The sequence below is a fragment of the Arthrobacter sp. MOO21 genome (genome assembly GCF_057369995.2).
The window spans coordinates 1,384,839-1,409,211 of the sequence record NZ_CM170671.2 but is presented as its reverse complement, the minus strand read 5'-3'; the positions used below and the strand labels follow the sequence as shown (position 1 = coordinate 1,409,211).

Here is a 24,373-nt window from a genome sequence, read left to right as displayed (position 1 = left end):
CTTCGGAAAGCCGGCCACCCGCCGTCGGACTTGCCCCAGCGTGGGTGGGCCCACGCCGTCAGGGTTCCCTGACCGAGCGAAGCGAGGTTAGGGGGACGGTGGGTGGGCCCACGCCGACAGGGTTCCCTGACCGAGCGAAGCGAGGTTAGGGGGACGGTGGGGATTAGTGCTGCGAAGGCACGTAGCGCTTGATCGAGGCTTCCAGCTCGGCTTCGGCGGCGGCGCGGTCGCCCCAGCCTTCGGCCTTGACCCACTTGCCCGGCTCCAGGTCCTTGTAGCGCGTGAAGAAGTGCTCGATTTCCTTGATCAGGAACTCGTTGACGTCGCTGACTTCCTGGATGTGGTCGAAGCGGGCATCCACGGGGACGCACAGGATCTTGGCGTCTCCGCCGCCGTCGTCGGTCATGTTGAAGACGCCGATGGGGCGGGACTCGACGATGACGCCCGGGTGCAGGTCGAAGTCCTGCAGGAGCACCAGCGCGTCCAGCGGGTCGCCGTCCTCGCCGAGGGTGTTCTCGAAGTACCCGTAGTGCGTGGGGTACTGCATGGAGGTGAAGAGGACGCGGTCCAGGCGGACGCGGCCGGTCTCGTGGTCAACTTCGTACTTGACGCGCGATCCCTTGGGGATCTCGATGGTCACGTCGTGCTTCATGGGAATGCTCCTCGGCAATTGCAGGGGGTGCGCGGCACACTTGACGGGCCCACAAAAAAGAGTGTCGGTGCCGCCGACTACAATTGAGGATATAGCGAGAGGCCCTGGAATCAGGAACTTGTGGGGAAATTTCAGGACTTGAGGACCAGCACCAGCATGACCAAAACAACCGGCCCGGAACGGCGTCGCGTCCGGCCCCCGCAGCGTTCCGGCAGCCTTCCCGCAGTCCTCCGCAAGTTGTGGCCCCTGGCCCTCGCCACCCTGCTCCTGGTTGCCCTCGCCATCCCCGCAGCCCTGCTGGTGGCACCCGGATTCCTCGGCCCCGAACCGCCCGCGCCGGCCCCCGCGCCTCCCGCCTGGCAACAGGTTCCCGCCACCCTCTCGGGCCCGCAGGGGCTGGCGGCCCTGGAACCCTCGGCCCAGGTGCCCGTCCCGTCAGCACTGGCGGCCCAGGTGGACCCGGTGCTGAAGACCGACGGCGGCGGAACATTCACCGGGATCGTCCAGGATGCGCTGACCGGCAAGGTCCTCTTCGACCGCGGCGGCGCGGAAAACCGGGTGCCGGCGTCGAACCTGAAACTGCTGACCGCCCTCGCCGCGCTGCGCACGCTGGGACCGGACCACCGTTTCAGCACCCGGGTGGTGCCCGGCCCGGAGGCTGGGCAGGTGGTGCTGGTGGGTGGCGGCGACGTCCTCCTGGCTGGGGGAGAGTCCCGGCCCCAGTCAACGATGGGCCACGCCGGCCTGGCCACCCTTGCCGCCCGCACGGCGGAAACCCTGCGGGAGGCCGGAACAACCGGCAGCATCAAGGTGCTTCTGGATGATTCCCTCTTCAGCGGCCCCGCGCTCAACCCCGCCTGGCAGGCAGGGGATGTGGAGGCAGGGGAGGTGGCCCCGCTGTACCCGCTGGCCCTCAACTCGGCCCGCTTCGATCCCGCCGTCACCACGGGGCCACGGCCGCAGGACGCCGCCATGGCCGCGGCTGAGGAGTTCGCGGCCCGGCTTCGCGCCGCGGGTGCCGGGGCGGGACTGGCGGTAGCGGCCGGCGTCGAACGTGCAGTCCACGCATCACCCCAGCAGGCTGCGCACCCCGCCGTCCTGGCGCAGGTCGATTCGGCCACGGTCGCGGAGCAGGTTGACCTGATGCTGCAGGTATCGGACAACTACCTGGCCGAAACCATGGGCCGGATGGCGGCACTCGCGTCCGGGCAGCCGGGGAGCAGTGAGGCCGCAGTCGCCACCGTCACGGCCCAGCTGGCGGCGGCCGGCATCCCCGTGGACTCCCTGAAACTCGTGGACGTCTGCGGGCTGGCCATGGAAAACCGGGTCTCCGCCCGGCAGCTCACCGAAGTGGTCCGGGCCATCACCTCCGGTACCGACAGCAGGCTCCGTGCCGCCCTCGACGGGTTTCCTGTGGCGGGCCTGACCGGCACCCTGGACATGCGGTACGGGAATGCCACCACGTCCGGCGGTGCCGGGCTGGTGCGGGCCAAGACCGGGACGTTGAACACCGTGCTGGCGCTCAGCGGCTACGTCGTTGACGCCGACGGGCGGCTTCTGGTGTTTTCGTTCGTCGGGAATGGGCTGACCCCCGGCGCGGCCGGCAACAAGGAGGCCCTCGACCGGGCCGCCACCGTGCTGGCCGGGTGCGGCTGCCGGTAACACTCCCAGGCGCGGTCCCGCGGGTCACGGCCGCTCATGTCCGGGCCGTCCAGGTTGCGCCGCGGCTGTGGGAGTTCCCCGGTGGGCGAACTTAAAGCCGATCCCCAGCCTCCTGTGTTCTGATGGGACCTATGGAGTCCACTTCACGCGAGTCCGCATCGATGCTGTCTTCAACGGATAAGTCCCCAACGGGCCAGTCCCCGGCGGCACCATCCAACGCAGCACCATCCAACGCAGCCGAATCAACCGCTGCCCCTTCCCTGATCAACTGGGATCTCGCAGCCTCCGCAGCAGCGCGGCTGGCTCCCGCCGGCCCTGTGCTCAGCCAGGCTGCCATCGGCGAGGCCGTGGACAGCCTGCGCCGGCTCGCGGACGCCTCCGTTCCGCACGTCCATGAGATTACGGGACTGGAAGCGGCACGGGACCTGCGGGACTCCTCGGTGCTGGTGGTGGACCGGGCATCCTGGGCCAAGGCCAACACGCAGAGCTTCGCCGTGATGCTGAAGCCGGCCATGCAGAAGATGCTGGACAACCGCCGTGGGACGATGAGCCCGGCGGCCGCCAACGTCAGCGGCGCCATCACCGGCAGCCAGCTTGGTGCCGTCCTGGCCTTCCTCTCCAGCAAGGTCCTGGGCCAGTACGATCCCTTCGCGGCACTGGCCGAAAACTCCACGGCACCCGCCGCCGGCAGGCTCCTGCTGGTGGCACCGAACATCGTCGCGGTGGAGCGGGAGCTCAACGTCACGCCGGAGGATTTCCGGCTGTGGGTCTGCCTGCATGAGCAGACGCATCGCGTGCAGTTCGCCGCCGCGCCGTGGCTGCGGCACCACATGCTGGAACAGATCGATGAACTCAGCGGCCACCTGCTGGGCAACGTCGACACCCTGATGGAGCGTGCCTCGGCAGCCGCCCGTTCGCTCAAGGACCGCTCCGTCAACGGAAACACTCCCGGCCGCGGCGCCATCCTGGACCTGCTGCAGGACCCCGAGGAAAAGGCCGCCATCTCGCACCTCACCGCGGTGATGAGCCTCCTCGAAGGCCACGCCAACGTGGTGATGGACGCCGTGGACGCCAGCATCATCCCCTCGGTTAAGACGATCCGCCAGCGGTTCAACGACCGCGGCAAGGACCGCGGCGTCATCGAAAAGTTCATCCGCAGCCTCCTTGGCCTGGACGCGAAGATGCGCCAATACTCCGACGGCGCCCGCTTCGTCCGGGCCGTGGTGGACGTGGCTGGCATGGAAGGCTTCAACAAAGTATGGGAGTCGGCCGACCACCTGCCCACCGAACCCGAGATCCACGATGCCAAGCTGTGGCTTGACCGGATGGGGCTCTGATTGCCTGACGAGCAGGTGCCCCGCCAGCCTTCTCCCGGGGTTCAGCCCGCCGCGCCTGCCAGCGGAACGGCGGTCCCCGCATCACGCGGCAGCGGCCGGCGCCGGCCCGGCAGGCTGGCGCCCGTCGTCGGCACCGCACGCAAAATGGTGCAGGACGCCCTTGCCGCGGCCGGATATCCGCGGCACGTGGTGGTGGCGTGCAGCGGCGGACCCGATTCCCTGGCGCTTGCCGCCGTCGCAGCGTACTTCGCCCGCCGCGGCCATGTGGATGGCCACCCCCTGACGGCAGGCGCGGTAGTGGTGGACCACCAACTGCAGGACGGCTCTGCCGAGGTCGCCGCCCGCACCGCCCAGGCCCTGAGGGAACTCGGCCTCGCCCCGGTGGACATCCGGAAAGTCACGGTTGGCGGTGCCGGGATGGGCCCGGAAGCCGCCGCGCGCGAAGCCCGGCACGAAGCGCTGGAAGCCGCCGCGGCGGAACAGGGCGCCGGTGCGGTCCTGCTGGGGCACACCCTGGACGACCAGGCGGAGCAGGTACTCCTGGGCCTGGCCCGCGGTTCCGGAACCCGCTCGCTTGCCGGCATGCGGCCGGCCCGCGTCAGCCCGGGCAATGCCCTCCTGCTGCGGCCTTTCCTTGGGCTGCGCCGCGCGGACACCGAGGAGATCTGTGCGGTTGAGGAGCTGGAGCCCTGGCACGACCCCACCAACGAGGACCCCGCCTACGCGCGGTCGCGTACCCGGGTTGAAGTCCTCCCGCACCTTGAGGAAAAGCTGGGTCCCGGCGTCGCCGAATCGCTGGCCCGGACCGCCGCCATCCTGCAGCTGGACGCCGACTACCTGGAGGATGTGGCGGAAAGCACCTACGCATCCCTCGTGGAGCGGGACGACAAGGAACTGAGCCTTCCAGAGGAGGCTTTGCGCGCGCTGGCCCCGGCCATCAGGTTCCGGGTCATCGCGAAGGCGGCGGCCGACGCCGGCGGGCAGCAGCCCAGTTACCGGCGCCTTTTAGCGGCGGAAGCGCTGCTGCGGCGGCAGGGATCGGCAGGGCCGGTGGAGCTTCCCGGGGGCGTCAGCGTGTACCGGCTGTCGCTGGCCCAGCTGGAAGGATCGACGCCTGGCCCGCAGCCGGGAACGCATGAGCGCCCCGGCTCCGTTCCCCGCGAACGGGCGCGCTGTGGGAAGCTAGTATTCCGGCCGCAAAAGCCGCCCGCAAAATAGTCGCACCCCCGCATCTAAACAGGAGCCATTGGTGGATTCAAACGACGTCCAGGCAGACCTCAAGCACGTTCTCTACACCAAGGAACAGATCCAGCAGCGCATCGCCGAGCTCGCTGCGGAGATCGACAAGGACTACGAAGGCCGCGAGATCCTCATTGTGGGCGTCCTCAAGGGTGCCGTGATGGTCATGGCGGACCTTGCGCGCGCGCTGCACAGCCACATCTCCATGGACTGGATGGCCGTGTCCTCCTACGGCTCCGGCACCCAGTCGTCCGGGGTGGTGCGCATCCTGAAGGACTTGGACACCGACCTGATGGGCAAGGACGTGCTGATCGTCGAGGACATCATCGACTCCGGCCTCACCCTGTCCTGGCTGAAGACCAACCTCGAATCCCGCGGCACCGCATCGGTGGAGATCTGCACCGCCTTCCGCAAGCCGACGGCGGCCAAGGTGGAGATCGACGTCAAGTACGTCGGCTACGACATCCCCAACGAGTTCGTGGTGGGCTACGGCCTGGACTACGCCGAGAAGTACCGCAACCTGGACTTCGTGGGCACCCTCGCCCCGCACGTCTACGAGTAGGCTGCGCCGCAACATCTTGCCGCCCAAGGATCTGCCCAGGAACATCGGCATCAAGGACGTGGCGCGGGCCGCCGGGGTGTCCGCCACCACGGTCTCCCATGTCCTCAATGACGTGTCCTATGCCCGGGTCAGCCCGGAGACACGGGACAAAGTGAAGGCAGCCGCCGTCGAGCTGGGCTACGGCCCCAACCGCCTGGCCCAGGCCCTGCGCAGCCGCAGGTCCGGCGTCCTTGGCCTGGTCAGCGAGGAGGTGGCCACCACGCCGCATGCCGGCCGCATGATCCTCGGCGCAGACCAGGCCGCCCGCGCGCGCGGCTACACGCTGATGCTGATCAATACCGCAGGCTCAGCCGACCCGGACCTGCGGGAAGCGGACGTCGAGTCCCTGCTGGAACGCCAGGTGGACGGGATCCTCTACGCCACCATGTACCACCGCCGGCTGCAGCCCCCGGCCAACCTGGGCAAGGTCCCGGCGGTCCTGGTGGACGCGGTCACCGCGGACGGCGGATTCCCGGCCGTGGTGCCGGACGAATACGGCGGGGCAGCCGCCGCGGTGGAAGCCCTGCTTGCCGCCGGCCACACCCGGATCGGGTTCCTGAACAACACCGAGGACGTTCCCTCCACGCACCTGCGCCTGCAAGGTTTCCGGGAGACGCTGACCCGCGCCGGACTGGACGGCGACTCCGCGCCGGTCCTGACGGCGTCGTCCGATGCAGACGGGGGATACGCTGCTGCCGGCCGGATCCTCGACGGCGACAACCCGCCGTCGGGCCTCTTCTGTTACAACGACCGCATGGCCATGGGGGCGTACCGCGCGGCGGCCGAGCGCGGCCTGGCCATTCCCGCGGACCTGTCCATTGTGGGCTTCGATGACCAGGAACTGATCGCCGCCAACCTGCACCCGGGGCTGACCACCGTGGCCCTGCCGCACTATGCCATGGGCGCCTGGGCGGCGGACAGGCTCATCGACGTGATTGAAGCCGGCACCACCGGCCCGGTACCGGAGCCGGTCCTCCTGGAGTGTCCGCTGGTCAGCCGGGGGTCCATCGCTGCGCCGGGGGACGTGGCGCCGGCGAGGCCGTGACGCCGCCTTAAAGCGCTACGCCCAAAGGGAACTTTTGCTTTTCACTATGCGTGATGTACTCCGGACGGTGTATAGCTAGAAGCTGACGCAGCACCATCACGCGCGCAGACTACTCGCCGTGCAGCACTACCGGAAGGGACGGGGCCAGCCCCCGAACAGATGAAAGCTAAGAACTTCTTCAAAGGCCCGGGCATCTGGATCGTCGTCGTGGTCGGTCTGCTCCTGGTGGCTTTTGCAACGCTCGCCCCCGGCGGCGCGTCACGGATCGATACGGACAAGGGCCTGGAACTGCTCTCCGGCAACAAGGTGGAGCAGGCAAAGATCTTCGACGGCGAGAACCGCGTTGACCTCACGCTGAAGGACAACCTGAACCTGGACGGGCAGGACAAAGGCAAGAGCGTCCAGTTCTTCTTCGTGGATGCCCGCGCGCAGGACGTGGTGAAGGCTGTCACCGACGCCAAGCCGGCCCAGGGCTTCACCGACCAGCCGATCGAGAGCAACTGGTTCTCCGGCCTGCTGTCCCTGTTGATCCCGGTCATCCTGCTGGGCGCCCTCTTCTGGTTCCTGATGACCCGCATGCAGGGCGGCGGCTCCAAGATCATGCAGTTCGGCAAGTCCAAGGCCAAGATGGTCAGCAAGGACATGCCGCAGGTGACCTTCGCCGACGTTGCAGGTGCCGACGAGGCAGTGGAGGAACTGCAGGAAATCAAGGAATTCCTGCAGGAACCGGCCAAGTTCCAGGCGGTCGGCGCCAAGATCCCCAAGGGTGTGCTCCTGTATGGCCCTCCGGGCACCGGCAAGACCCTGCTGGCCCGTGCAGTTGCCGGTGAAGCCGGTGTCCCCTTCTTCTCCATCTCGGGCTCGGACTTCGTGGAAATGTTCGTCGGCGTCGGCGCCTCGCGCGTCCGCGACCTCTTCGAACAGGCCAAGGCGAACTCCCCGGCCATCATCTTCGTGGATGAAATCGACGCCGTAGGCCGCCACCGCGGCGCCGGCATCGGCGGCGGCAACGACGAACGCGAGCAGACCCTGAACCAGCTGCTGGTGGAAATGGACGGCTTCGACGTCAAGACCAACGTCATCCTCATCGCCGCCACCAACCGGCCCGACGTCCTGGACCCGGCGCTGCTGCGTCCCGGCCGTTTCGACCGCCAGGTCTCCGTGGAGGCACCGGACCTGATCGGCCGCGACCAGATCCTGCAGGTGCACGCCAAGGGGAAGCCGATGGCGCCCGGCGTGGACCTCAAGGCCGTTGCGAAGAAGACCCCCGGCTATACCGGTGCGGATCTCGCCAACGTCCTCAACGAGGCGGCGCTGCTGACCGCGCGCTCCAATGCCAACCTGATCGATGACCGTGCCCTGGACGAGGCGATCGACCGCGTCATGGCCGGCCCGCAGAAGCGCAGCCGGGTCATGAAGGAACACGAGCGCAAGATCACCGCCTACCACGAGGGCGGCCACGCTCTTGTTGCCGCGGCGCTGCGGAACTCCGCGCCGGTCACCAAGATCACCATCCTTCCCCGCGGCCGCGCCCTTGGCTACACCATGGTGGTTCCGGAGAACGACAAGTACTCCATCACCCGCAACGAGCTCCTGGACCAGATGGCCTATGCCATGGGCGGGCGCGTCGCCGAGGAGATCGTGTTCCACGATCCGTCCACCGGCGCCTCCAACGACATCGAAAAGGCCACCGGCACCGCGCGCAAGATGGTCACCGAGTACGGCATGAGCGAACGCGTTGGTGCTGTCCGCCTCGGCCAGGGCGGTGGCGAACCCTTCCTGGGCCGCGATGCCGGGCACGAGCGCAACTACTCCGACCAGATCGCCTACGTGGTGGACGAGGAAGTGCGCCGCCTGATCGACCAGGCCCACGACGAGGCGTACGCCATCCTCACGGAGAACCGGGACATCCTGGACCTTCTCGCCCTGGAACTGCTGGAGCGGGAGACCCTTAACCAGGCAGAAATCGCCGACATCTTCCGGGACGTCCGGAAGCGCGACTTCCGCGAAGTGTGGCTGTCCAAGGAGACCCGCCCGGTCCTCGCGGGCCCCGTGGAGACCCGCCAGGAGCGGGCTGAACGGGAAGCCCAGGAAGAGGCCAAGAGGGCCAGGATGGACGAACCGCTGGACGCCCAGCCCCCGCACGCGCAGGGCGTTTCCGAGGATGCCCCGTTCCGGGGAGGAACCCCCGACTCGGGTCCTGACACCCTTCGCGGCTAAGCTTTCCCTGTGAATTCCTTCGACGACGACGATGTTTCCGCCTCCGCCACTTCCGTGGCGGAGGGCGTTTCCTCCCATTCAAAGCACGACAAAGTGGACCGGCCAAGGATCGAAGCGGCTGTCCGCGAGATCCTGCTGGCCATTGGCGAGGACCCGGACCGCGGCGGCCTGATAGACACCCCCAAGCGCGTGGCCAAGGCCTACGCCGAGGTGTTTGCCGGGCTGCACCACGACCCCGCGGACGTCCTGTCCACCACCTTCGACCTGGACCACGAAGAACTGGTCCTGGTCAAGGACATCCCGTTCTACTCCACCTGCGAGCACCACCTGGTGCCGTTCCACGGGGTGGCCCATGTGGGTTACATTCCGTCACATGACGGCCGGGTCACGGGGCTCAGCAAGCTGGCCCGGCTGGTGGACATTTATGCCCGGCGCCCGCAGGTGCAGGAGCGCCTGACCACTGAGATTGTCGAAGCGATGGTCCGCCACCTCAAACCCCGTGGTGCCATCGTCGTTGTTGAATGCGAACACATGTGCATGTCGATGCGCGGTATCCGCAAGCCCGGAGCGAAGACCGTCACCAGCGCGGTCCGCGGGCAGCTTCATGACCCGGCCACCCGTGCCGAAGCCATGAGCCTCATCCTCGGAAGGTAACCACACACCATGGACTCACTCGCCGCAGCCCCCGGAACGGGGCCCGCAACCTCGCCGCTGCCCATCCTGCGCAAACCGCGCCCGGCAGCGCGTTTCGAAGACCTCCCCACCGACCGCACCCTGGTCATGGGGATCCTGAACGTCACCCCCGATTCCTTCAGCGACGGCGGCAAGCACGCCACGGCGGACACCGCCATCGCGGCGGGCCTGCGGATGTTCTACGCGGGCGCCGACATCATCGACGTCGGCGGTGAATCCACCCGCCCGGGAGCAGATGACGTCAGCCCCGACGAGGAGCAGCGGCGCGTGCTGCCCGTCATCGAGGCGCTGGTGAAGGCCGGTGCGCTCGTCAGCATCGACACCACCCACGCCTCCACCGCAGCCGCTGCCCTGAAGGCCGGCGCGGCCATCATCAACGACGTCTCCGGGCTGACCATCGAGCCGGAGATGGTGGAGCTGGTGGCATCGTCCAAGGCTCCCTATGTCCTCACGCACCGCCGCGGGGACGCCAGGACCATGAACTCGCTCGCCGAATACACGGACGTGGCAGGGGAAGTGGTCGCGGAGCTGGCAGGAGTGCGGGACAAGCTGTACGCCGCCGGCGTCGCCAGCGAACAGATCATCATCGATCCGGGCCTGGGCTTCGCCAAGAACGATGCGCAGAACTGGGAACTGCTGCAGAACCTGGACCAGCTGGACAGCCTGGGCCACAAGGTCTTGGTGGCTGCCTCCCGCAAGCGTTTCCTCGGCACCCTCCTGACGGTGGCCGGCAAGTCTGCCGCTCCCGACGAGCGGGACGGCGCCACGGCCGCGATCACGGCGATCAGCGCCTTCCGCGGAGCCTGGGCCGTGCGGGTGCACGACGTCGGATCCAGCCTCGACGCCGTCAAGGTCGCCGCCCGCATGGCAGCAGCGCCCAAGGCTGCCGCACCCAGTTCCGCAATACCCAGAACCACCTAGGGCCGGGGGACCCCGATGGACAGGATTACGCTGACCGGTGTGACAGCCGTCGGCCATCACGGCGTGTTTGACTTCGAACGCCGGGAGGGCCAGCCCTTTGTGGTGGACGCGGTGCTCTACCTCGACTTCACCATGGCGGCGGAGTCTGATGACGTCATGGACACCGCGCACTATGGCGAGGTGGCGCAGCGTATTACTGACTGGATTTCCGGGGAACCCCTGAACCTCATTGAGGCACTGGCTGTGCGTATCGCCGACAGCCTTCTCAGCGAATTCCCGCTCGTGGCCGTGGAGGTCACGGTGCACAAGCCGCAGGCCCCTATTGAGGTTCCGTTCGGCGACGTCGCAGTGACCGTCCATCGCGACGCGCCAGGGGTGGGCGCATGAACGGCATCTACACCAAGGCCGTGCTGGCGCTGGGCAGCAACCTCGGGGAACGCAATGAGACCCTGACCGAGGCCGTGGCGGACCTTGTGGATCCTCCTGAAGTCCGCCTCCTTGCCGTTTCGCCGGTTGTCCAGACGAAGGCCGTGGGCGGCCCCGCAGGGCAGCCGGACTTCCTGAACATGGTCATCACGGTGGAAACTTGCCTTTCCCCGCAGGGGCTGCTGGAACACTGCCAGGCGGTGGAAAACAAGCACCACCGCGTCAGGGAGGTGCACTGGGGGCCGCGGACGCTCGACGTCGACATCATCACCTACGGCGATGTCCGCAGCGACGACCCCGGCCTGACCCTCCCGCACCCGCGCGCGGCCTCCCGAGCCTTTGTCCTCTACCCGTGGTCCCTCATCGAACCGGCTGCCACGCTCGACGGCGAACGCATCAGCGCGCTGGCCGCCCGGGCCGACGATTTCGGGGACCTCGCTCCGTTTGATGGTTTTGGCGACTTCGACGGCATGCCCACGGCGGGAGCGGTGGAGGAACGATGAAGCCGGTCAATCCGCTGCGCCTGATGCTGATCGGCGTCATCCTTGCGGTGGCGGGCTGGTCGGCAACCGTGGTCACCAGCCGGTACGGCATGTCCACTCCGGTCCTGCCTCCCACCGCGCTGGCCACCATGGCCGTGATCGTGATCATCACGCTGGTCCTCGGGATCCGGGTCCTGCGGTGGCGAAACAGCCACAAGCCGGAGAGCAAGGCGAAGAAGACGCAGCTGGACCCGCTTCTGGCCGCCCGGACGCTCGTCCTGGCGCAGGCCTGCGCCTACGCGGGGACCGTGCTGCTGGGCTGGCACGTGGGGATCTTCCTGGACCAGCTGAGGATCTGGAGCCTGCGCAGCGACCAGGGCATCACCTGGCTGGCCCTGGTCATGGGCGGCGGCGGCCTGGTGATGATCGTGGTGGGCCTGGTGGTGGAGCGGTTCTGCCGGATTCCCCCGGAGGACGGAGACACCACCGGCGTGGAAGGCAAGAAGGGCCGCGCCGCACGTGGAGAGGCCGCCGGGGAAGGCGAGTATGCGTACCGAGGCGATTGACCCGCCCGGTATCGACTGGCAGCGGGTTTCACCCAAATATGTGACGGTGCGGCTGGTGGAGTGGGCCCTCGCCAACCTCGCCATGGTCCTGGTCCTGTCCCTTCCGCTGGGTTTCGTACTTCTGGGCTGGTGGTCCTGGCCGCCACTGGGACTGGCCATCGCCGTGCCTGCCGTGATGCTGGTCGTGGCGCTGTGGCGGCTGGCGTTGATTCCGCGGCAGGTCCGCGCCATCGGCTACGCGGAGCGCGACGACGACCTCCTGATCAGGAGCGGCATCTTCTTCCAGCGCGCCATGGCAGTGCCGTACGGCCGGATGCAGTACGTCGACATCGCCGTGGGGCCCGTGGAACGCGGCCTGGGCCTCTGCACGCTGAAGCTGCACACCGCTTCGCCCGGCACTAACGCGCGCATCCCCGGCCTGCCGGCGGCAGAGGGGGCACGGCTCCGTGAGCAGCTGGCCGCGCGCGGCGAAGCCAGGCTGGCAGGGCTGTGACCGCTGACGGCCAGCGGCCTGCGGTCCCAAGTTCGGCGGCCAGCCAGGAAGCATTAGGAGCGTCCGACGACGAATGGCGGCGCGTGCATCCTGCCTCGCCGTTTGTCCGGGGCTGGGTTGCGCTGGCCGCCATCGTCTTCTTCTTTGGCCGGGACATCTTCGAACGCGTCCTGCAGGGACAGCCGATCTTCGAGGAGGGCCTGGCCCGGCGGGCCCCGTGGCTCCTGGCCGGCGGCGGTACTGTGCTGGCCGTGGCGGTGCTGGGGTTCGTCCTCACCTGGTACTTCACCAAGTACCAGGTGTCCGGTGGCTATGTGCGGGTGGACAGCGGATTCCTGTTCCGCCAGCACCGCCAGGCCCGGCTGGACCGGGTGCAGGCGATAGACATCGAGCAGCCCCTGCTGGCCCGCATCTTCGGCCTGGCCGAGCTCAAGTTCGAGGTGGCCGACGCCGGGGAGTCGGCAGTGCGCCTGGCCTACCTGAGGATCGACGACGCCCGCCGGCTTCGCGCCACCATCCTCGCCCAGGCCTCCGGCGCCGTTCCCGCAGTGGAGCACGCCGGCAACCACGCACCCGAGGCGCCGGAATACCAGGTACTCACCGTGCCGCCGTCGCGCCTTATCGGTTCGCTGCTGCTGAGCGAGCAAAGCTTCTTCGTGGTGCTGGGCGGCGTCGCGACAGTGCTGCTGTCCGCCGTGACGGATAACCGCGCCTTCTACTTCTACCTGGTTCCGGCGGCACTGGGCCTCGCAGCCAACTACTGGAACCTTTTCACCAAGGGCTACAACTTCACCGCCGCCATCTCGCCCGACGGGATCCGCCTGCGGTACGGGCTGCTGGACACCCAGGCCCAGACGCTCCCGCCCGGCCGGATCCAGGCGGTGAAGATTGCCCAGCCGCCACTGTGGCGTCCGTTCGGCTGGTACCGGGTGCAGGTCAACGTGGCCGGGTACGGCTTGGCCGGGAACGCGGCTGCAGGGAACACCAGGACCACCCTGCTGCCCGTGGGCAAGCTCGCCGACGCCCTGAACATCCTCGCGCTCGTGCTGCCGGATCCCGGAACCACGCAACCGGACACAGTGTTCGGGGCCGGACTCGCCGGAAGGGATTCCGACGGCGGATTCGTCACTACGCCGCGCCGGGCCCGGCTGCTGGCACCGCTGGCATGGCGCCGGAACGGTTTCACAGCGACCGGCACGGCCCTGTTGATCCGGTCGGGCCGCTGGTGGCGTGAGCTGGTGGTGGTCCCGCACCAGCGGACGCAATCAATGGCACTGCACCAAGGCCCCCTGGCGCGCCGATTCCGGGTGGCGGACCTGGTCCTGCACACCACGGCAGGCCCCGTATCCCCGCGGCTGGTCCAGGCGGGGCTGGATGAGGCGAGGCAGCTCTTCGACGACCAGGCCGCCCGCGCCCGGCTGGCCCGGACGCGGCAGACAACGGAACAATGGCTTCGGCAGGTGGTCCCGCCGGCACTAGAAGGCCCCCCGAACGCCGCAGGCGTGGCCGTCGCCGCCCGCGCCCGGCTGCCCCGACCAACCACCAACAGGAAGGCCCACAGCATGGCTAAGCCCGGACGCCTTGGCGTCGGAATCATCGGCGCAGGAAAGGTCGGCGCCGTGCTTGGTGCTGCCTTGCGCGCAGCCGAGCATGCCGTCGTCGGGGTCTCAGCGGTATCCGAGGCCAGCCGTGAACGGGCCGAGGCGCTGCTGCCCGGCGTCCCCGTCCTGGAGGTCCAGGACATCGTGGAACGCGCAGAATTGGTGCTGCTGGCCGTGCCGGACGATGCCCTGCCGGACCTCGTGGAGGGCTTGGCGAAGCTGGGGGCCTGGCAGCCCGGCCAGCTGGTTGCCCACACTTCCGGCCGGTTCGGCGTGGGCGTGCTGCGCCCGGTCCGCGCTGCAGGGGCCGTCCCGCTGGCACTGCACCCGGCCATGACGTTCACGGGCATGAGCCTTGACCTGACGCGCCTGCTCGACTGCACGTTCGGGGTGACCGCTGACGCGGCGATGCTTCCCATCGCGCAGGCGCTGGTGGTGGAGATGGGGGCCGAGCCGGTGGTCATCGCCGAGGCCGACCGGACTCTCTACCACGCGGCGCTGGCACACGGTTCCAACCACTTGGTCACCCTGGTGGCCCAGTCATCGCAGTTGCTGCGCGAAGTGGGCGTGGAGTCGCCCGAGCGCATGCTGGGTCCGCTGCTGCGCGCAACGCTGGAGAACGCGCTGGCCTCGGGCGAGTCCGCCCTGACCGGGCCGGTGGCACGCGGTGACGTGGGAACGGTGCGTGCCCACGCGGAGGCGTTGCGGGAGTACGACGGCGGCGGGCAGGGCGACGTGCTGGCGGCCTACCTTGCGATGGCGCGCGCCACGGCCCGCCGGGCTGAAGGGCGCGGGCTGCTGAAACCCGACCAGTTGCAGGGGCTGCATGAGGCCCTCGATCCGAAGGAGGACTGAATGTCCATTCAACTCGTCACCACAGTGGCCGGCCTGAAGGCAGAGAGTGCCCGGCTCCTCCGGTCCCGGAAGGGCATTTCGCAGGGGCTGGTGCCCACCATGGGCGCACTCCATGAAGGCCATGCTGCACTGGCGCGCACCGCCGTCGAACAAAATGACGTGGTGGTGGCGAGCATCTTCGTCAACCCCCTCCAGTTCGGCGACGCCGTGGACCTGGACCGGTACCCGAGGACCCTGGAAGCGGACCTGGTGCTGTTGGAGGAACAGGGCGTGGACCTGGTCTTCGCACCCTCTGTGGAGGAGGTCTATCCGGGCGGCGAACCCCTGGTCCGGGTCACGTCCGGCCGGCTCGGGGAAAAGTGGGAGGGTGCCTCCCGGCCGGGCCACTTCGATGGAGCACTGACCGTCGTGGCGAAGCTGTTGCACTATGGCATGCCGGCCGCGGGCCTTCCCGAAGGGGTCGGTGGGGATGTTCCATCCGGGGCAGCCCTGCCCGCGTACCGGGCTTATTTCGGACAGAAGGACGCCCAGCAGCTGGCCCTGGTGCGGCGGATGGCGGCGGACCTCAATTTTCCGGTGGAAATCGTGGGCGTGCCCACCGTGCGTTCGGACGACGGCCTGGCGCTGTCCAGCCGCAACCGGTTCCTGTCAGGCGAAGAGCGGGAAGCAGCGGTGGTCCTGTCCCGGGCATTGCGGCTGCTGGAGGAACGGGCCAACGCACACGAGCCGTTGGACCTCGATTCCGCCCAGGCAATGATTGAGTCCCAGCCCCTCGTGGGATTGGACTATTTCGACGTGGTGGATCCGGGCACCCTGGAACCGCTGGCCGAGAACTGCCGGGAAACGCCGTTCCGGGGAGAAGCATTGGCTCTTATCGCCGCGAAGGTGGGCCCGGTGCGGCTGATCGACAACATGCCGCTGAGCTCCTAGCTGCGGAGCTGGGCTTCCGTTGGCCTGGATGCAGGGCTGGCCGGATGCGTGGCTGGCTAGATGCCGGGCCTGTCGCGGCTGGTCATGAGCTGTTCGAGGAGCGCGCGTTCCGGGCGGCCGGGATTCCGGGCGACGCAACGGCGAAGGCGGTTACGCACGACTTCGTCGGCCGGGTCCTTGCTGCACAGCAGCTCATCGATAATTTCCTGCGCCTGCCATCGGAGCGACTCGATGGCGAACTGCCGGATCTCGGCCGGCGTTTCACTGGACATCCAGGGATCAGGATCCGAGGGCACGGTCTGGAATATCCGCTCTGCTGTCATCGGGGCCTCCTTGCACCAATCCGAAGCGGCCGAAGGTTTGGCCTCCACGGCGTTTGAGAGCACTGCGCGTGGTCAACACTACAGCCGGAAAGACCAGTCTGTCTCCCCCTGGAGTAGACTCAAGTTCTATGAGTACAGAGGCGAAGGTCCCGTTGTCCTCCGCATCTTCGCTGACGGTGGCGCCGGAAGGCCAGGCCAACTCCGAGGAGCGGATCCTGGCGGTGGCCTATGAGCTCTTCTCACGCCGGGGAATCCGGGATGTGGGCGTCAATGAGCTCATTGAGCGCTCGGGAGTAGCCAAGGCCACCTTCTACAGGCACTTCCCCTCCAAGGACTCGCTGGTCCTGGCATTCCTGGAGCAGCGGGACAAGCTCTGGACGGTCGAAGCGATCGTGACCCAGGCGCGCCGCCGTGGAAGGACTCCGGTTGAGCGCCTGCTGGCGATTTTCGACGTCCTGGGGGAGTGGTTCCAGCGCGAGGACTTCGAGGGGAGCACCTTCATCCATGTTCTGCTGGAAATGGGACCGTCCCACCCCCTGGGCCAGGCCAGCATTGACTACCTGGCAAAGCTCCGGGGGCACGTAGAGGCGCTGGCGGAGGAGGCGGGACTGACAAGCCCCGACGAGTTCGCCCGGTCCTGGCAGATCCTGATGAAGGGATCCATCATTTCGGCCACGGGCGGCGATCTGCAGGCTGCCACGCGGGCGCAGCAAATGGCTGGCTGGCTGATCGAGCACCACACGGCTCGGCCGGAGGCCCAGTAGCGGCGGCGGCCCGGCTACCTTCCGGCCCTCTTACGCTCGTGCCTGGACGTTCCTTCCGGGTTATCTGCCCGCTACAGCAAGGTCCCCAACCAAGACGAATGGCTTCTCGAAGAATTCGGCCCATTCTGGGTCGTCCGGGGAGAAATCGTTGAGGTCCATGAGCCCTCCATTGTCGGGTTCCCATTGGGCAGGATCGAGGGCCTCCCTCTGGGCAGAAGATTCCACCTGCCCGGGCGGCGCCCACTGAGGCACTTCCCACTGAGGCGCTTCCCACTGAGGCGCTTCCCATGGAGGAAGAGCTTCCTGCAGAGAAGGTACTCCCCGCGGCTTCCAATCTTCGGCGCCAACATATCCCTCGCCCCTTGCCGCACAGGTTAGTGACTGCGGCCAGTGGGTGGGTTCGGGGTCGGGTTGTTCGGGGTTGTAGTGGCGGCCGGTGGGTGAGGTCCAGCCGGGTGGCTCGTTTGCGGTGGCCGGGGTGGGGGTCCAGCCGCCGTGGTGTTTGAGCCGGTGGTGCTTGGGGCAGAGTTGTCCCAGGTTGGAAGCGCCGGTTTTACCGCCGTGTTTCCAGGCGGTGAGGTGGTCGGTGTCGTTGTCCAGTGATCGGTTGGTGCAACCGGGGAAGGTGCACTTGGCATCGCGCATCCTGATCCAGCGTTTGATCGTCTCGGGGAGCCGGTAGCTTCTGCGGCCGATCTCCAGGGGTGCGCCGTCGCGGGGGTCGACGAGGACGCGGTAGAAGGAGTCGGCGCCGTCTGCGACCAGCTTCCGTGCCATGGAGGCCGGGATCGGCCCGTGGCCGTCGAGTTCGGCGGGTTCATCGGTGAGGCCGAGGAGGGAGAACACCGGCACAGTCACCAGGACGTCGGCCCGTGGGGTGGGGGCCTTGCAGATTTCCGAAGGTTCCTCCGTGTCCGCGGTGGCTGTGCCGGTAGCAGTGGCCCCGGCGCCAAGCAGCAAAGAGGCTGCGATGTCGGGGCGGAGTTGGGTGAGGGTGCGCGGTTCGTTGGGCCCCTGCAGCCCGCGGGCGATCGCGGTGGTGCGGTTCCAGATGGCGCAGGCGGTGTCGCCGGGGAGGTGGAGCGAGATCCAGGCCATGCCGTCCCCGTCCGGGGTGTATTCCATCCGGCGGTCTGCCACACCTTTAGCGTGGCGTTTCTCAATGGATTCGGGGTGGTGCCGCTCCCGCCAACTGCGGACCTTCGCCCGGAACCGGGACGGGATGAGTTCACCGGGGGGCGCGCCGCGGGCAGGGCTCGGGGCGTCCGGGTCGAAGAAGTGCGCCACCAAAGACGCTGCCCCGGCAGGGCTGAGGCCTTCGGTTTCATCCACGATCACCTTCGCGTGCTGCCACGACACCGCCCCGGCGGCCAGCGCTTCCATGACCGGCGGCAGCGAGCAGACCTGCTGCGACTGGTGGACGAAAGCCCCGGCCGAGGCGGAGCTGATGGTCAGGACCCCGGCGATCTCCTCCACCGCGGACATCTCCGCGTACGTGCGCTCCTGCACGGATGCGTTCGGCGGCGTCATGGCCTGCTGGATCCGGAGGGAATCGGCCGCGTCCTGCGCTTTAGCGGCGGCAATCATTGACTCCAGCTTCGAATACCCGGCCAGCCGCTCCAGCCGGATCTCGTACTGCCGCTGCAACACATCCACACCAGCGCCGGCACCGTCACCTTCAGCGGACGCAAGCGCAGCGTCCTCGACGAACAGCGCGTCAAGGGCAGCGACAGAGGCATGAACACCCTCCATCCCCGCCCCTGAACCGCTCACTGTGCCGCTGCTGATTCCCATAAAAACATCATCCAGCGAGGCACTGACATTCTGACTTGCGCCGGTCCGCCACCCATGCAGGTAAGCCAAAAGACCCGAGCCGCCCCGCCGCCGTCGTACGCTCCCCAGCGGGTGCGCACCTCCTGGACCTTCCAGCTCCAGGACAAATAGTCAGCTTGCTTATCACTTACATACTTCCTAGGCTGGAACCTGTCAGGCAAACAACTCTCGAAGCGGATCTGTGCGCCGAAAAGCGCGGTCCCGCCTCAAGCGAGGAGGAAGAATGTCAGAGCACAGCATCGCAGGCAAGAAGGTCGCATTCCTTTTGACTGACGGCGTGGAGCAGGTGGAGCTCACCAGCCCCTGGCAGGCAGTGAAGGACGCCGGCGGCGAGCCCACCCTGGTGGCGCCGAAGAGCGGCAAGCTGCAGGGGTACAAGGGTACGGAGAAGGGTGACACCTTCGACGTCGACCTCACCGTCGCAGAGGCCAACGCCTCCGACTTCGACGCGCTGGTCCTCCCCGGCGGCGTCGTCAACGCCGACCACCTGCGGGTGGACAAGGACGCACAGAGCTTCACCCGCAGCTTCTTCGAACAGCACAAGCCGGTGGCCTCCATCTGCCACGGACCATGGCTGCTGATTGAGGCCGGGGTCATCAGGGGCCGGAACGTCACGTCCTACTTCACCCTTGAAACCGACCTGAAGAACGCCGGGGCGAACTGGACGGACCAGGAAGTGGTGGTTGACCAAGGCCTGGTGACCAGCCGGAACCCGGATGACCTGCCGGCATTCAACAACAAGCTGGTGGAGGAAATCTCCGAGGGCCAGCACGCCGGCCAGACGGCCTAGAACTACTCCTGTTCCCTCAGGGTTTGGAAAAAATACCCGTGCGGAGGAATTACTCCAGCGGGTAGAGTGTTGGCATCTGCAGCGGCGCTGACCGCGCATCACTCACCAAAACCCTGAGGGAACACCCATGTCTACCGAAGCCTCTCCGAACGCCAAGGGCCAGGCCGTCCAGAGCCAAGGAACCGAGGCCGCCACGCCGGAGAAGATGTCCCGGGAGGCAGTCACCATCATCAGCACGCTGCTGGTGGCGACGTTCGTGGTGATCCTGAACGAGACCATCATGAACGTCGCCCTGCAGCGGCTCATGGTGGACCTCCGGGTGGACCCGCCAACGGTCCAGTGGCTCTCCACCGGCTTCATGCTCACCATGGCCGTGGTCATCCCGACTACCGGATTCATCCTCCAGAGTCTGTCCACGCGCGCCGTCTTCATGCTGGCCATGGGCCTGTTTGCCGGCGGCACCACCCTGGCTGCAGTGGCCCCCGGGTTCGAAGTCCTGCTGCTGGCACGCATTGTCCAGGCCAGCGGCACCGCCATCATGCTCCCGCTCCTGATGACCACCATCCTCACCCTGGTCCCGCTGGCCAAACGCGGGGCGGTCATGGGAAATGTCAGCATCGCGATCTCCGTTGCCCCCGCCATGGGCCCCACTGTCTCAGGCCTGATCCTGGAGCATTTCACCTGGCGGTTCATGTTCGTGTTCGTGCTGCCGGTGGCCCTTGCGGCGCTTGCCATCGGAGCGAAATACCTCACCAACGTGGGAGAGACTGAAAAAGCCCGGCTGGACGCGCTGTCCGTCATCCTCACCGTCCCTGCATTCGGCGGCCTGGTCTACGGGCTCAGCCAGATCGGCGGCGGCCACGGCGGCCAGGCCGGTCCCGGCGCTGCAGCAATCGCAGCACTGGTCATCGGCGTCGCCGCCCTGGCAGTCTTCGTGCTCCGCCAGGTCCGGCTCCAGAAGGCGGCCGCGCCGCTGCTGGACCTGCGTGCCTTCAACTTCCGGATGTTCACCGTATCGGTCCTGCTGATGGTGGTGGCCATGATGGCACTGTTCGGCGGGGTCATCCTGCTGCCGCTCTACCTGCAGGAAGTCCGGGGCCTCGGCTCGCTGGAGACCGGCCTGGCGCTGCTTCCCGGCGGTCTCGCCATGGGCCTGCTTGGCCCGGTCATCGGCCGCGCGTTCGACAAGGTGGGCCCGCTGCCGCTCACGGTCAGCGGTTCCATCCTCATGGTTGTGACGCTCTGGCAGTTTTCAATGCTCGACGCCGGCACGGCGGTTTGGTGGATCGTCACCCTCCACGTGGGCCTGAGTTTCGGCCTGGCGCTGCTCTTCACCCCCGCCTTCACCACCGGACTGAACCCGCTGCCCCCGCACCTGTACTCCCACGGTTCGGCGATCATGAGCACCACGCAGCAGGTGGCAGGCGCCGCCGGCACGGCCCTGCTGGTGTCCATCTTCGCCGTGGTGAGCGCGACGTCGGGGCTCGTCGCCGGGATGAGCGCCGCCTTCCTGACCGCAACGGTCATAGCCTTTGCCGCCGTCGTGCTTTCGGCGATGATGCGTAAGACCGAGGGCGCCGGCCCGGGTCACTAGCCGAAACTAGCCGGCGAAGAAGTCGCTCAGTTCCTTGATCAGCTTGTCCGGGGCCTTGATGGCGCCATCATGGCCGAAGCCCGGCAGGATGGTGTAGCTGGATCCGGAGAGCACGTCGTGGATCTGCCCGCAGGCGATGCCGAAGTAGGCCGGGCTCTTTTCGCCCACGACGATCAGCGTTTCCAGCGGGAGGTCCAGGAACGGCTCTGCGGGCATGTCGGCGGCGATGATGGCCTTGATTTCGCGGACGCCGGTGCGCATCAGTTCCCGTTGCTGCTTACCCTCCGAAGTGCCGGCGGTCAGCTTGTTGGCCAGGGTCAGCATGGACAGCGGCATGCGCGAGGAGAACGCCCCGCCCGCCTCGAGGCCGCGCTGGATCACCGCAAGGGCGCGGTCGTCATCCTTGGCGGCGATCGCCTTCTCGTACTCGGCGATCCAGTCGGCGGTCACGCTGCCGTTCACGGAGACCGCGGGGTCATAGACGGCCAGCCGTTCCACCGGCAGCGTCCGGGCCGCGTGCAGGGCCACCGCGCCGCCAAAGCTGTGGCCGAAGACGTCAGTGCTCGACGTGTGCTTCATGACGGTATCGAGGTCCCGGATGTCCACGTCGAGGGTGTAATCCTCGGGCTGCGGTGACGACGAGCCGCGCCCGCGCCGGTTGAAGGTGTGCACCGGCCGGCCCAGGGAAGCGCTGAGCTTCTGGGCGAACTTGGTGTACTCAGCGGCCGTCACCATGGAGGGCGGCACCACCACCACGCCCGAACCTGCCGAAGCATGTTCCGTGCCGGTGGAGAAGAGCTCCACAGTGCCGCCGTCGGGGGTCCTGATGTTCTCTCGCGTCATGGTCCGAGCCTAGCCGAGCAGGCCGGGTAGGGGCATAACGGGCGCGGGGACCAGGGCCTAGGCGATCCGGCTGACCAGGGCTTGGCTCGCCGCCCGGATAGCCGGCAGTTGCCCGCCGAGTCCGCAAAGGGTGAGCCCGGCGTCGGCGGCCTGCGCCGCCGAGTCGCTGCCGGCCATCCCGTCCGCCCTGAGGTAGATCAGGGATTCGACCAGGCGGAACGTGAAATCTCCGCCGTCCGGGCCGCCGGTGGCGGTGGACAGGCCGGCGCCCAGCAGCCCGTATAGACGGCGGAGTTCCTGGCGGTCGGCCAGGAACTGGGCAAAGCGGGTGCTCCTGACTTCCGGCAGGTGGTACAGGACGCCGAGGTTCCAGCTCGCGGTGCACAGCTGGGTGCCGTCGTAAAGCGCGACGGCGTGCAGCCGGCTTCCAGCGGGGCTGTCAGTCCCGCTGGAATCAGCAGGCAACGCCGCCACTGCCCGCGCGAACTTCAGTCCGGCGGACACGGTTCCCTCCAGCAGGTCCTCGAGGATGTCGTCCTTGGTTTTGAAGTGGTGGTACAGGGATGACTGCCGGATTCCTACGGCGTCCGCGATGGACCGGGTGGAGGTGCTGGCAAAGCCCTGGGTGGTGAACAGTTCGGCCGCGGCGTCGAGGATTTCGTCGCGGGCGGTAGCGCCCGGCCGTGAGGGCTGTTGATGGCGGGGGCGTCCCGGTCCGGCTGAAGTCACGGCATCATTCTTGCACCGCTGGCGCCGGCCGGGAGTCCGGGGTTGTGCTGGTGAGGGGACGGAAACCTGGCCGAAACGTGATGTCTATCCGCCTTTTACAGAGGTGAAACTGTTTGGGGACATCCCGGTGGAAAACTATCAATTGACCGGTAATCAGCAGCCTTCGGCCGGGTGCTGCGATACCGGGAGGCTCTGCCCCCCAATTCCTTTCCAGCCCGGAGATTCCCGATGACTTCAACCGTTCTCCCCACCGTCCACCAGGACGATGCAGACCTGACGTCCCTTGGCTACCAGCCCACGCTCCACCGAAAGCTCGGCCGCTATGCTTCCTTTGCCGCCGGATTCTCTTTCGTTTCGATCCTGACCACCATCTTCCAGCTCTTCGCGTTCGGCTACTCCTTCGCCGGCCCGGCATTCTTCTGGACCTGGCCCGTGGTCCTGGTGGGCCAGTTGCTGGTGGCCCTGAACTTCGCCGAACTCGCCGCCCGCTACCCGCTCTCGGGCGCGGTGTACCAGTGGGCGCGGCGGGTTGGCGGGGAAGGAGTTGGCTGGTTCGCCGGCTGGTTCATGGCCATCGCGCAGGTGGTTACCGCCGCTGCCGCCGCCATCGCCCTGCAGGTGGTCCTGCCCCAGCTCTGGGACGGTTTCCAGGTGGTGGGCGGCGACCCGGCCCTCAACACCGTCACCGGCGCCGCGAACGCCGTCGTGCTCGGGGCTGTCCTCCTGGTGGCCACCACAGTCATCAACTCACTCGGCGTCAAGCTCATGGCCCACGTGAACTCGGTGGGCGTGACCTGCGAGATCGTCGGGGTCGCAGCGGTGATCCTGGCCCTGGTCAGCGCGGCCCAGCGCGGGCCGGACGTGGTGGCGGATACCACGGTGCTGCAGGGCTCAGACCTCGGCGCCGTGGGGGCCTTCCTGGTATCGGGCCTGATGGCCGCCTACGTGATGGTGGGCTTCAACTCCGCCGGGGAGCTATCGGAAGAAACCAAGGATCCACGCCGGACGGCACCGCGGACCATCCTCTCCGCCCTCCTCATCTCCGGCATCGGCGGGGCGCTGATGATCATCACCGCCCTGATGGCCGCACCCAGCCTCGACGACGGCCGGCTCGCCACCGAGGGCCTGCCCTACGTCCTCACCGCGGTTCTGGGCACCTTCTGGGGCAAGGTGCTGCTGGTGGACGTCGCGATCGCCATCTTCGTCTGCACCCTGGCCATCCAGACCGCCGGTTCCCGCCTGGTGTTCTCCATGGCCCGCGACGGCAAGCTCCCGGCGTCGGCCCTTCTCTCCTCCGTCCACCCCACCCGGGGAACGCCCATGTGGCCCTCGATCGTGATCGGCGCCCTGGCGGTGGGCGTCCTGGCCATCAACGTGGGAAACGCGGCCCTGTTCACCACCCTCTGCAGCGTCTGCATCGTGATGGTCTACCTGGCCTACCTCCTGGTCACCGTCCCGCAGCTGGTCAACCGCCTCCGCGGCGACTGGGACCGGGTGGGACAGGCCATGCCCGCCGGCCTCTTCTCACTGGGCCGCTGGGGGCTTCCGGTCAACATCCTCGCCGTCCTCTACGGCGGCGTCATGGTGGTCAACCTCGCCTGGCCGCGGCCCGAGGTGTACGACCCCTCCGGCGAGAACGGACTCCTCCTCTGGTCCGCGCCGATCATGGTGGCCGCGGTCCTGCTGCTTGGCCTCTGGGTCCGGCGCCGGAACCTCGCAGCCAACGCCTGAGACACGCGCAGATCATCCGAAATTTCCAGCAACTACAGGACTG

Annotated in this window: 23 protein-coding genes and 1 pseudogene; 19 read left to right on the top strand and 5 right to left on the bottom strand. The window is 67.7% G+C overall.

The features are described 5' to 3' along the window. Positions 1-163: 163 nt before the first annotated feature. Positions 164-652, bottom strand: coding sequence for an inorganic diphosphatase (locus tag AC2JAJ_RS06510; protein WP_221384648.1), 489 nt, complete (start codon positions 650-652; stop codon positions 164-166). A gap of 156 nt (positions 653-808) precedes the next feature. Here AC2JAJ_RS06510 and dacB point away from each other — a divergent pair, with 156 nt between their 5' ends. The 15 genes and pseudogenes from dacB to AC2JAJ_RS06435 all read left to right on the top strand — a co-directional run bounded on the left by dacB (position 809) and on the right by AC2JAJ_RS06435 (position 15,723). Further along, the gene (dacB, locus tag AC2JAJ_RS06505) at positions 809-2,314 is read left to right on the top strand and encodes a D-alanyl-D-alanine carboxypeptidase/D-alanyl-D-alanine endopeptidase (protein WP_486416455.1); all 1,506 of its coding nucleotides are present in this window, start codon (positions 809-811) and stop codon (positions 2,312-2,314) included. Positions 2,315-2,445: 131 nt separating this feature from the next. After that, positions 2,446-3,651: an Rv3626c family coenzyme F420 biosynthesis-associated protein gene (locus AC2JAJ_RS06500; RefSeq protein ID WP_486416456.1), complete on the top strand. Its 1,206-nt coding sequence runs from the start codon at positions 2,446-2,448 to the stop codon at positions 3,649-3,651. A 144-nt stretch (positions 3,652-3,795) separates the two neighbouring features. Beyond that, on the top strand, positions 3,796-4,869 hold the full coding sequence (gene tilS, locus AC2JAJ_RS06495; protein WP_486416728.1) for a tRNA lysidine(34) synthetase TilS: 1,074 nt from the start codon (positions 3,796-3,798) through the stop codon (positions 4,867-4,869). A 31-nt stretch (positions 4,870-4,900) separates the two neighbouring features. Then, positions 4,901-5,452, top strand: a complete 552-nt coding sequence (gene hpt, locus AC2JAJ_RS06490) for a hypoxanthine phosphoribosyltransferase (RefSeq protein ID WP_131132307.1) — start codon at positions 4,901-4,903, stop codon at positions 5,450-5,452. Positions 5,453-5,468: 16 nt separating this feature from the next. After that, positions 5,469-6,536: a LacI family DNA-binding transcriptional regulator gene (locus tag AC2JAJ_RS06485; RefSeq protein ID WP_486416457.1), complete on the top strand. Its 1,068-nt coding sequence runs from the start codon at positions 5,469-5,471 to the stop codon at positions 6,534-6,536. A gap of 159 nt (positions 6,537-6,695) precedes the next feature. Beyond that, positions 6,696-8,756 carry an ATP-dependent zinc metalloprotease FtsH gene (gene ftsH / locus AC2JAJ_RS06480; protein ID WP_221384660.1) on the top strand — a complete coding sequence of 687 codons (2,061 nt, stop codon included), beginning with the start codon at positions 6,696-6,698 and terminating at the stop codon, positions 8,754-8,756. A gap of 9 nt (positions 8,757-8,765) precedes the next feature. Continuing rightward, positions 8,766-9,410 (top strand): GTP cyclohydrolase I FolE, encoded by a 645-nt coding sequence (folE, locus tag AC2JAJ_RS06475; RefSeq protein WP_486416458.1) that lies wholly within the window; start codon positions 8,766-8,768, stop codon positions 9,408-9,410. Between the two features lie 9 nt (positions 9,411-9,419). Beyond that, positions 9,420-10,370 (top strand): dihydropteroate synthase, encoded by a 951-nt coding sequence (gene folP, locus AC2JAJ_RS06470; protein ID WP_486416459.1) that lies wholly within the window; start codon positions 9,420-9,422, stop codon positions 10,368-10,370. Between the two features lie 15 nt (positions 10,371-10,385). After that, the gene (gene folB, locus AC2JAJ_RS06465; protein ID WP_486416460.1) at positions 10,386-10,757 is read left to right on the top strand and encodes a dihydroneopterin aldolase; all 372 of its coding nucleotides are present in this window, start codon (positions 10,386-10,388) and stop codon (positions 10,755-10,757) included. Next, entirely contained in the window at positions 10,754-11,299 is a 546-nt protein-coding gene (folK, locus tag AC2JAJ_RS06460; RefSeq protein ID WP_486416461.1) for a 2-amino-4-hydroxy-6-hydroxymethyldihydropteridine diphosphokinase, read from the top strand. Before folB ends, folK begins: the two co-directional genes overlap by 4 nt. Continuing rightward, positions 11,296-11,844 carry a DUF3180 domain-containing protein gene (locus tag AC2JAJ_RS06455; RefSeq protein WP_221384670.1) on the top strand — a complete coding sequence of 183 codons (549 nt, stop codon included), beginning with the start codon at positions 11,296-11,298 and terminating at the stop codon, positions 11,842-11,844. The genes folK and AC2JAJ_RS06455 overlap by 4 nt, the downstream gene beginning before the upstream one ends. After that, positions 11,825-12,337, top strand: a complete 513-nt coding sequence (locus tag AC2JAJ_RS06450) for a PH domain-containing protein (RefSeq protein WP_221384672.1) — start codon at positions 11,825-11,827, stop codon at positions 12,335-12,337. The genes AC2JAJ_RS06455 and AC2JAJ_RS06450 overlap by 20 nt, the downstream gene beginning before the upstream one ends. Next, positions 12,334-13,677: pseudogene (locus tag AC2JAJ_RS06445) on the top strand (PH domain-containing protein); the annotation flags it as partial. The gene AC2JAJ_RS06450 and the pseudogene AC2JAJ_RS06445, both read left to right, overlap by 4 nt. Positions 13,678-13,899: 222 nt before the next feature. After that, a complete protein-coding gene (locus tag AC2JAJ_RS06440; RefSeq protein ID WP_221384676.1) occupies positions 13,900-14,793 on the top strand; it encodes a Rossmann-like and DUF2520 domain-containing protein in 894 nt (297 codons plus the stop codon). Then, positions 14,794-15,723 carry a 4-phosphopantoate--beta-alanine ligase gene (locus tag AC2JAJ_RS06435; RefSeq protein WP_486416462.1) on the top strand — a complete coding sequence of 310 codons (930 nt, stop codon included), beginning with the start codon at positions 14,794-14,796 and terminating at the stop codon, positions 15,721-15,723. A 56-nt stretch (positions 15,724-15,779) separates the two neighbouring features. Here AC2JAJ_RS06435 and AC2JAJ_RS06430 read toward each other — a convergent pair whose 3' ends face one another. After that, positions 15,780-16,046 carry a hypothetical protein gene (locus AC2JAJ_RS06430; protein ID WP_221384680.1) on the bottom strand — a complete coding sequence of 89 codons (267 nt, stop codon included), beginning with the start codon at positions 16,044-16,046 and terminating at the stop codon, positions 15,780-15,782. Positions 16,047-16,174: 128 nt separating this feature from the next. Here AC2JAJ_RS06430 and AC2JAJ_RS06425 point away from each other — a divergent pair, with 128 nt between their 5' ends. After that, positions 16,175-16,810, top strand: a complete 636-nt coding sequence (locus AC2JAJ_RS06425; RefSeq protein WP_221384683.1) for a TetR/AcrR family transcriptional regulator — start codon at positions 16,175-16,177, stop codon at positions 16,808-16,810. A 60-nt stretch (positions 16,811-16,870) separates the two neighbouring features. On the opposite strand, the gene AC2JAJ_RS06420 is transcribed toward AC2JAJ_RS06425, so the two are convergent. Then, positions 16,871-18,604 carry an HNH endonuclease signature motif containing protein gene (locus AC2JAJ_RS06420; protein WP_486416463.1) on the bottom strand — a complete coding sequence of 578 codons (1,734 nt, stop codon included), beginning with the start codon at positions 18,602-18,604 and terminating at the stop codon, positions 16,871-16,873. Between the two features lie 262 nt (positions 18,605-18,866). Between AC2JAJ_RS06420 and AC2JAJ_RS06415 the strand changes: the two genes are divergently transcribed. Then, on the top strand, positions 18,867-19,433 hold the full coding sequence (locus tag AC2JAJ_RS06415) for a type 1 glutamine amidotransferase domain-containing protein (RefSeq protein ID WP_221384687.1): 567 nt from the start codon (positions 18,867-18,869) through the stop codon (positions 19,431-19,433). Positions 19,434-19,560: 127 nt separating this feature from the next. Beyond that, positions 19,561-21,027 carry a DHA2 family efflux MFS transporter permease subunit gene (locus AC2JAJ_RS06410; RefSeq protein WP_486416464.1) on the top strand — a complete coding sequence of 489 codons (1,467 nt, stop codon included), beginning with the start codon at positions 19,561-19,563 and terminating at the stop codon, positions 21,025-21,027. Positions 21,028-21,033: 6 nt separating this feature from the next. Here the strand turns inward: AC2JAJ_RS06410 and AC2JAJ_RS06405 are convergent, their stop codons facing one another. Next, positions 21,034-21,870: an alpha/beta fold hydrolase gene (locus tag AC2JAJ_RS06405; protein WP_221384689.1), complete on the bottom strand. Its 837-nt coding sequence runs from the start codon at positions 21,868-21,870 to the stop codon at positions 21,034-21,036. Positions 21,871-21,927: 57 nt separating this feature from the next. Further along, positions 21,928-22,599, bottom strand: a complete 672-nt coding sequence (locus tag AC2JAJ_RS06400; protein ID WP_486416465.1) for a TetR/AcrR family transcriptional regulator — start codon at positions 22,597-22,599, stop codon at positions 21,928-21,930. A 228-nt stretch (positions 22,600-22,827) separates the two neighbouring features. Between AC2JAJ_RS06400 and AC2JAJ_RS06395 the strand changes: the two genes are divergently transcribed. Further along, positions 22,828-24,330, top strand: coding sequence for an amino acid permease (locus AC2JAJ_RS06395; protein ID WP_486416466.1), 1,503 nt, complete (start codon positions 22,828-22,830; stop codon positions 24,328-24,330). Positions 24,331-24,373 lie beyond the last annotated feature (43 nt).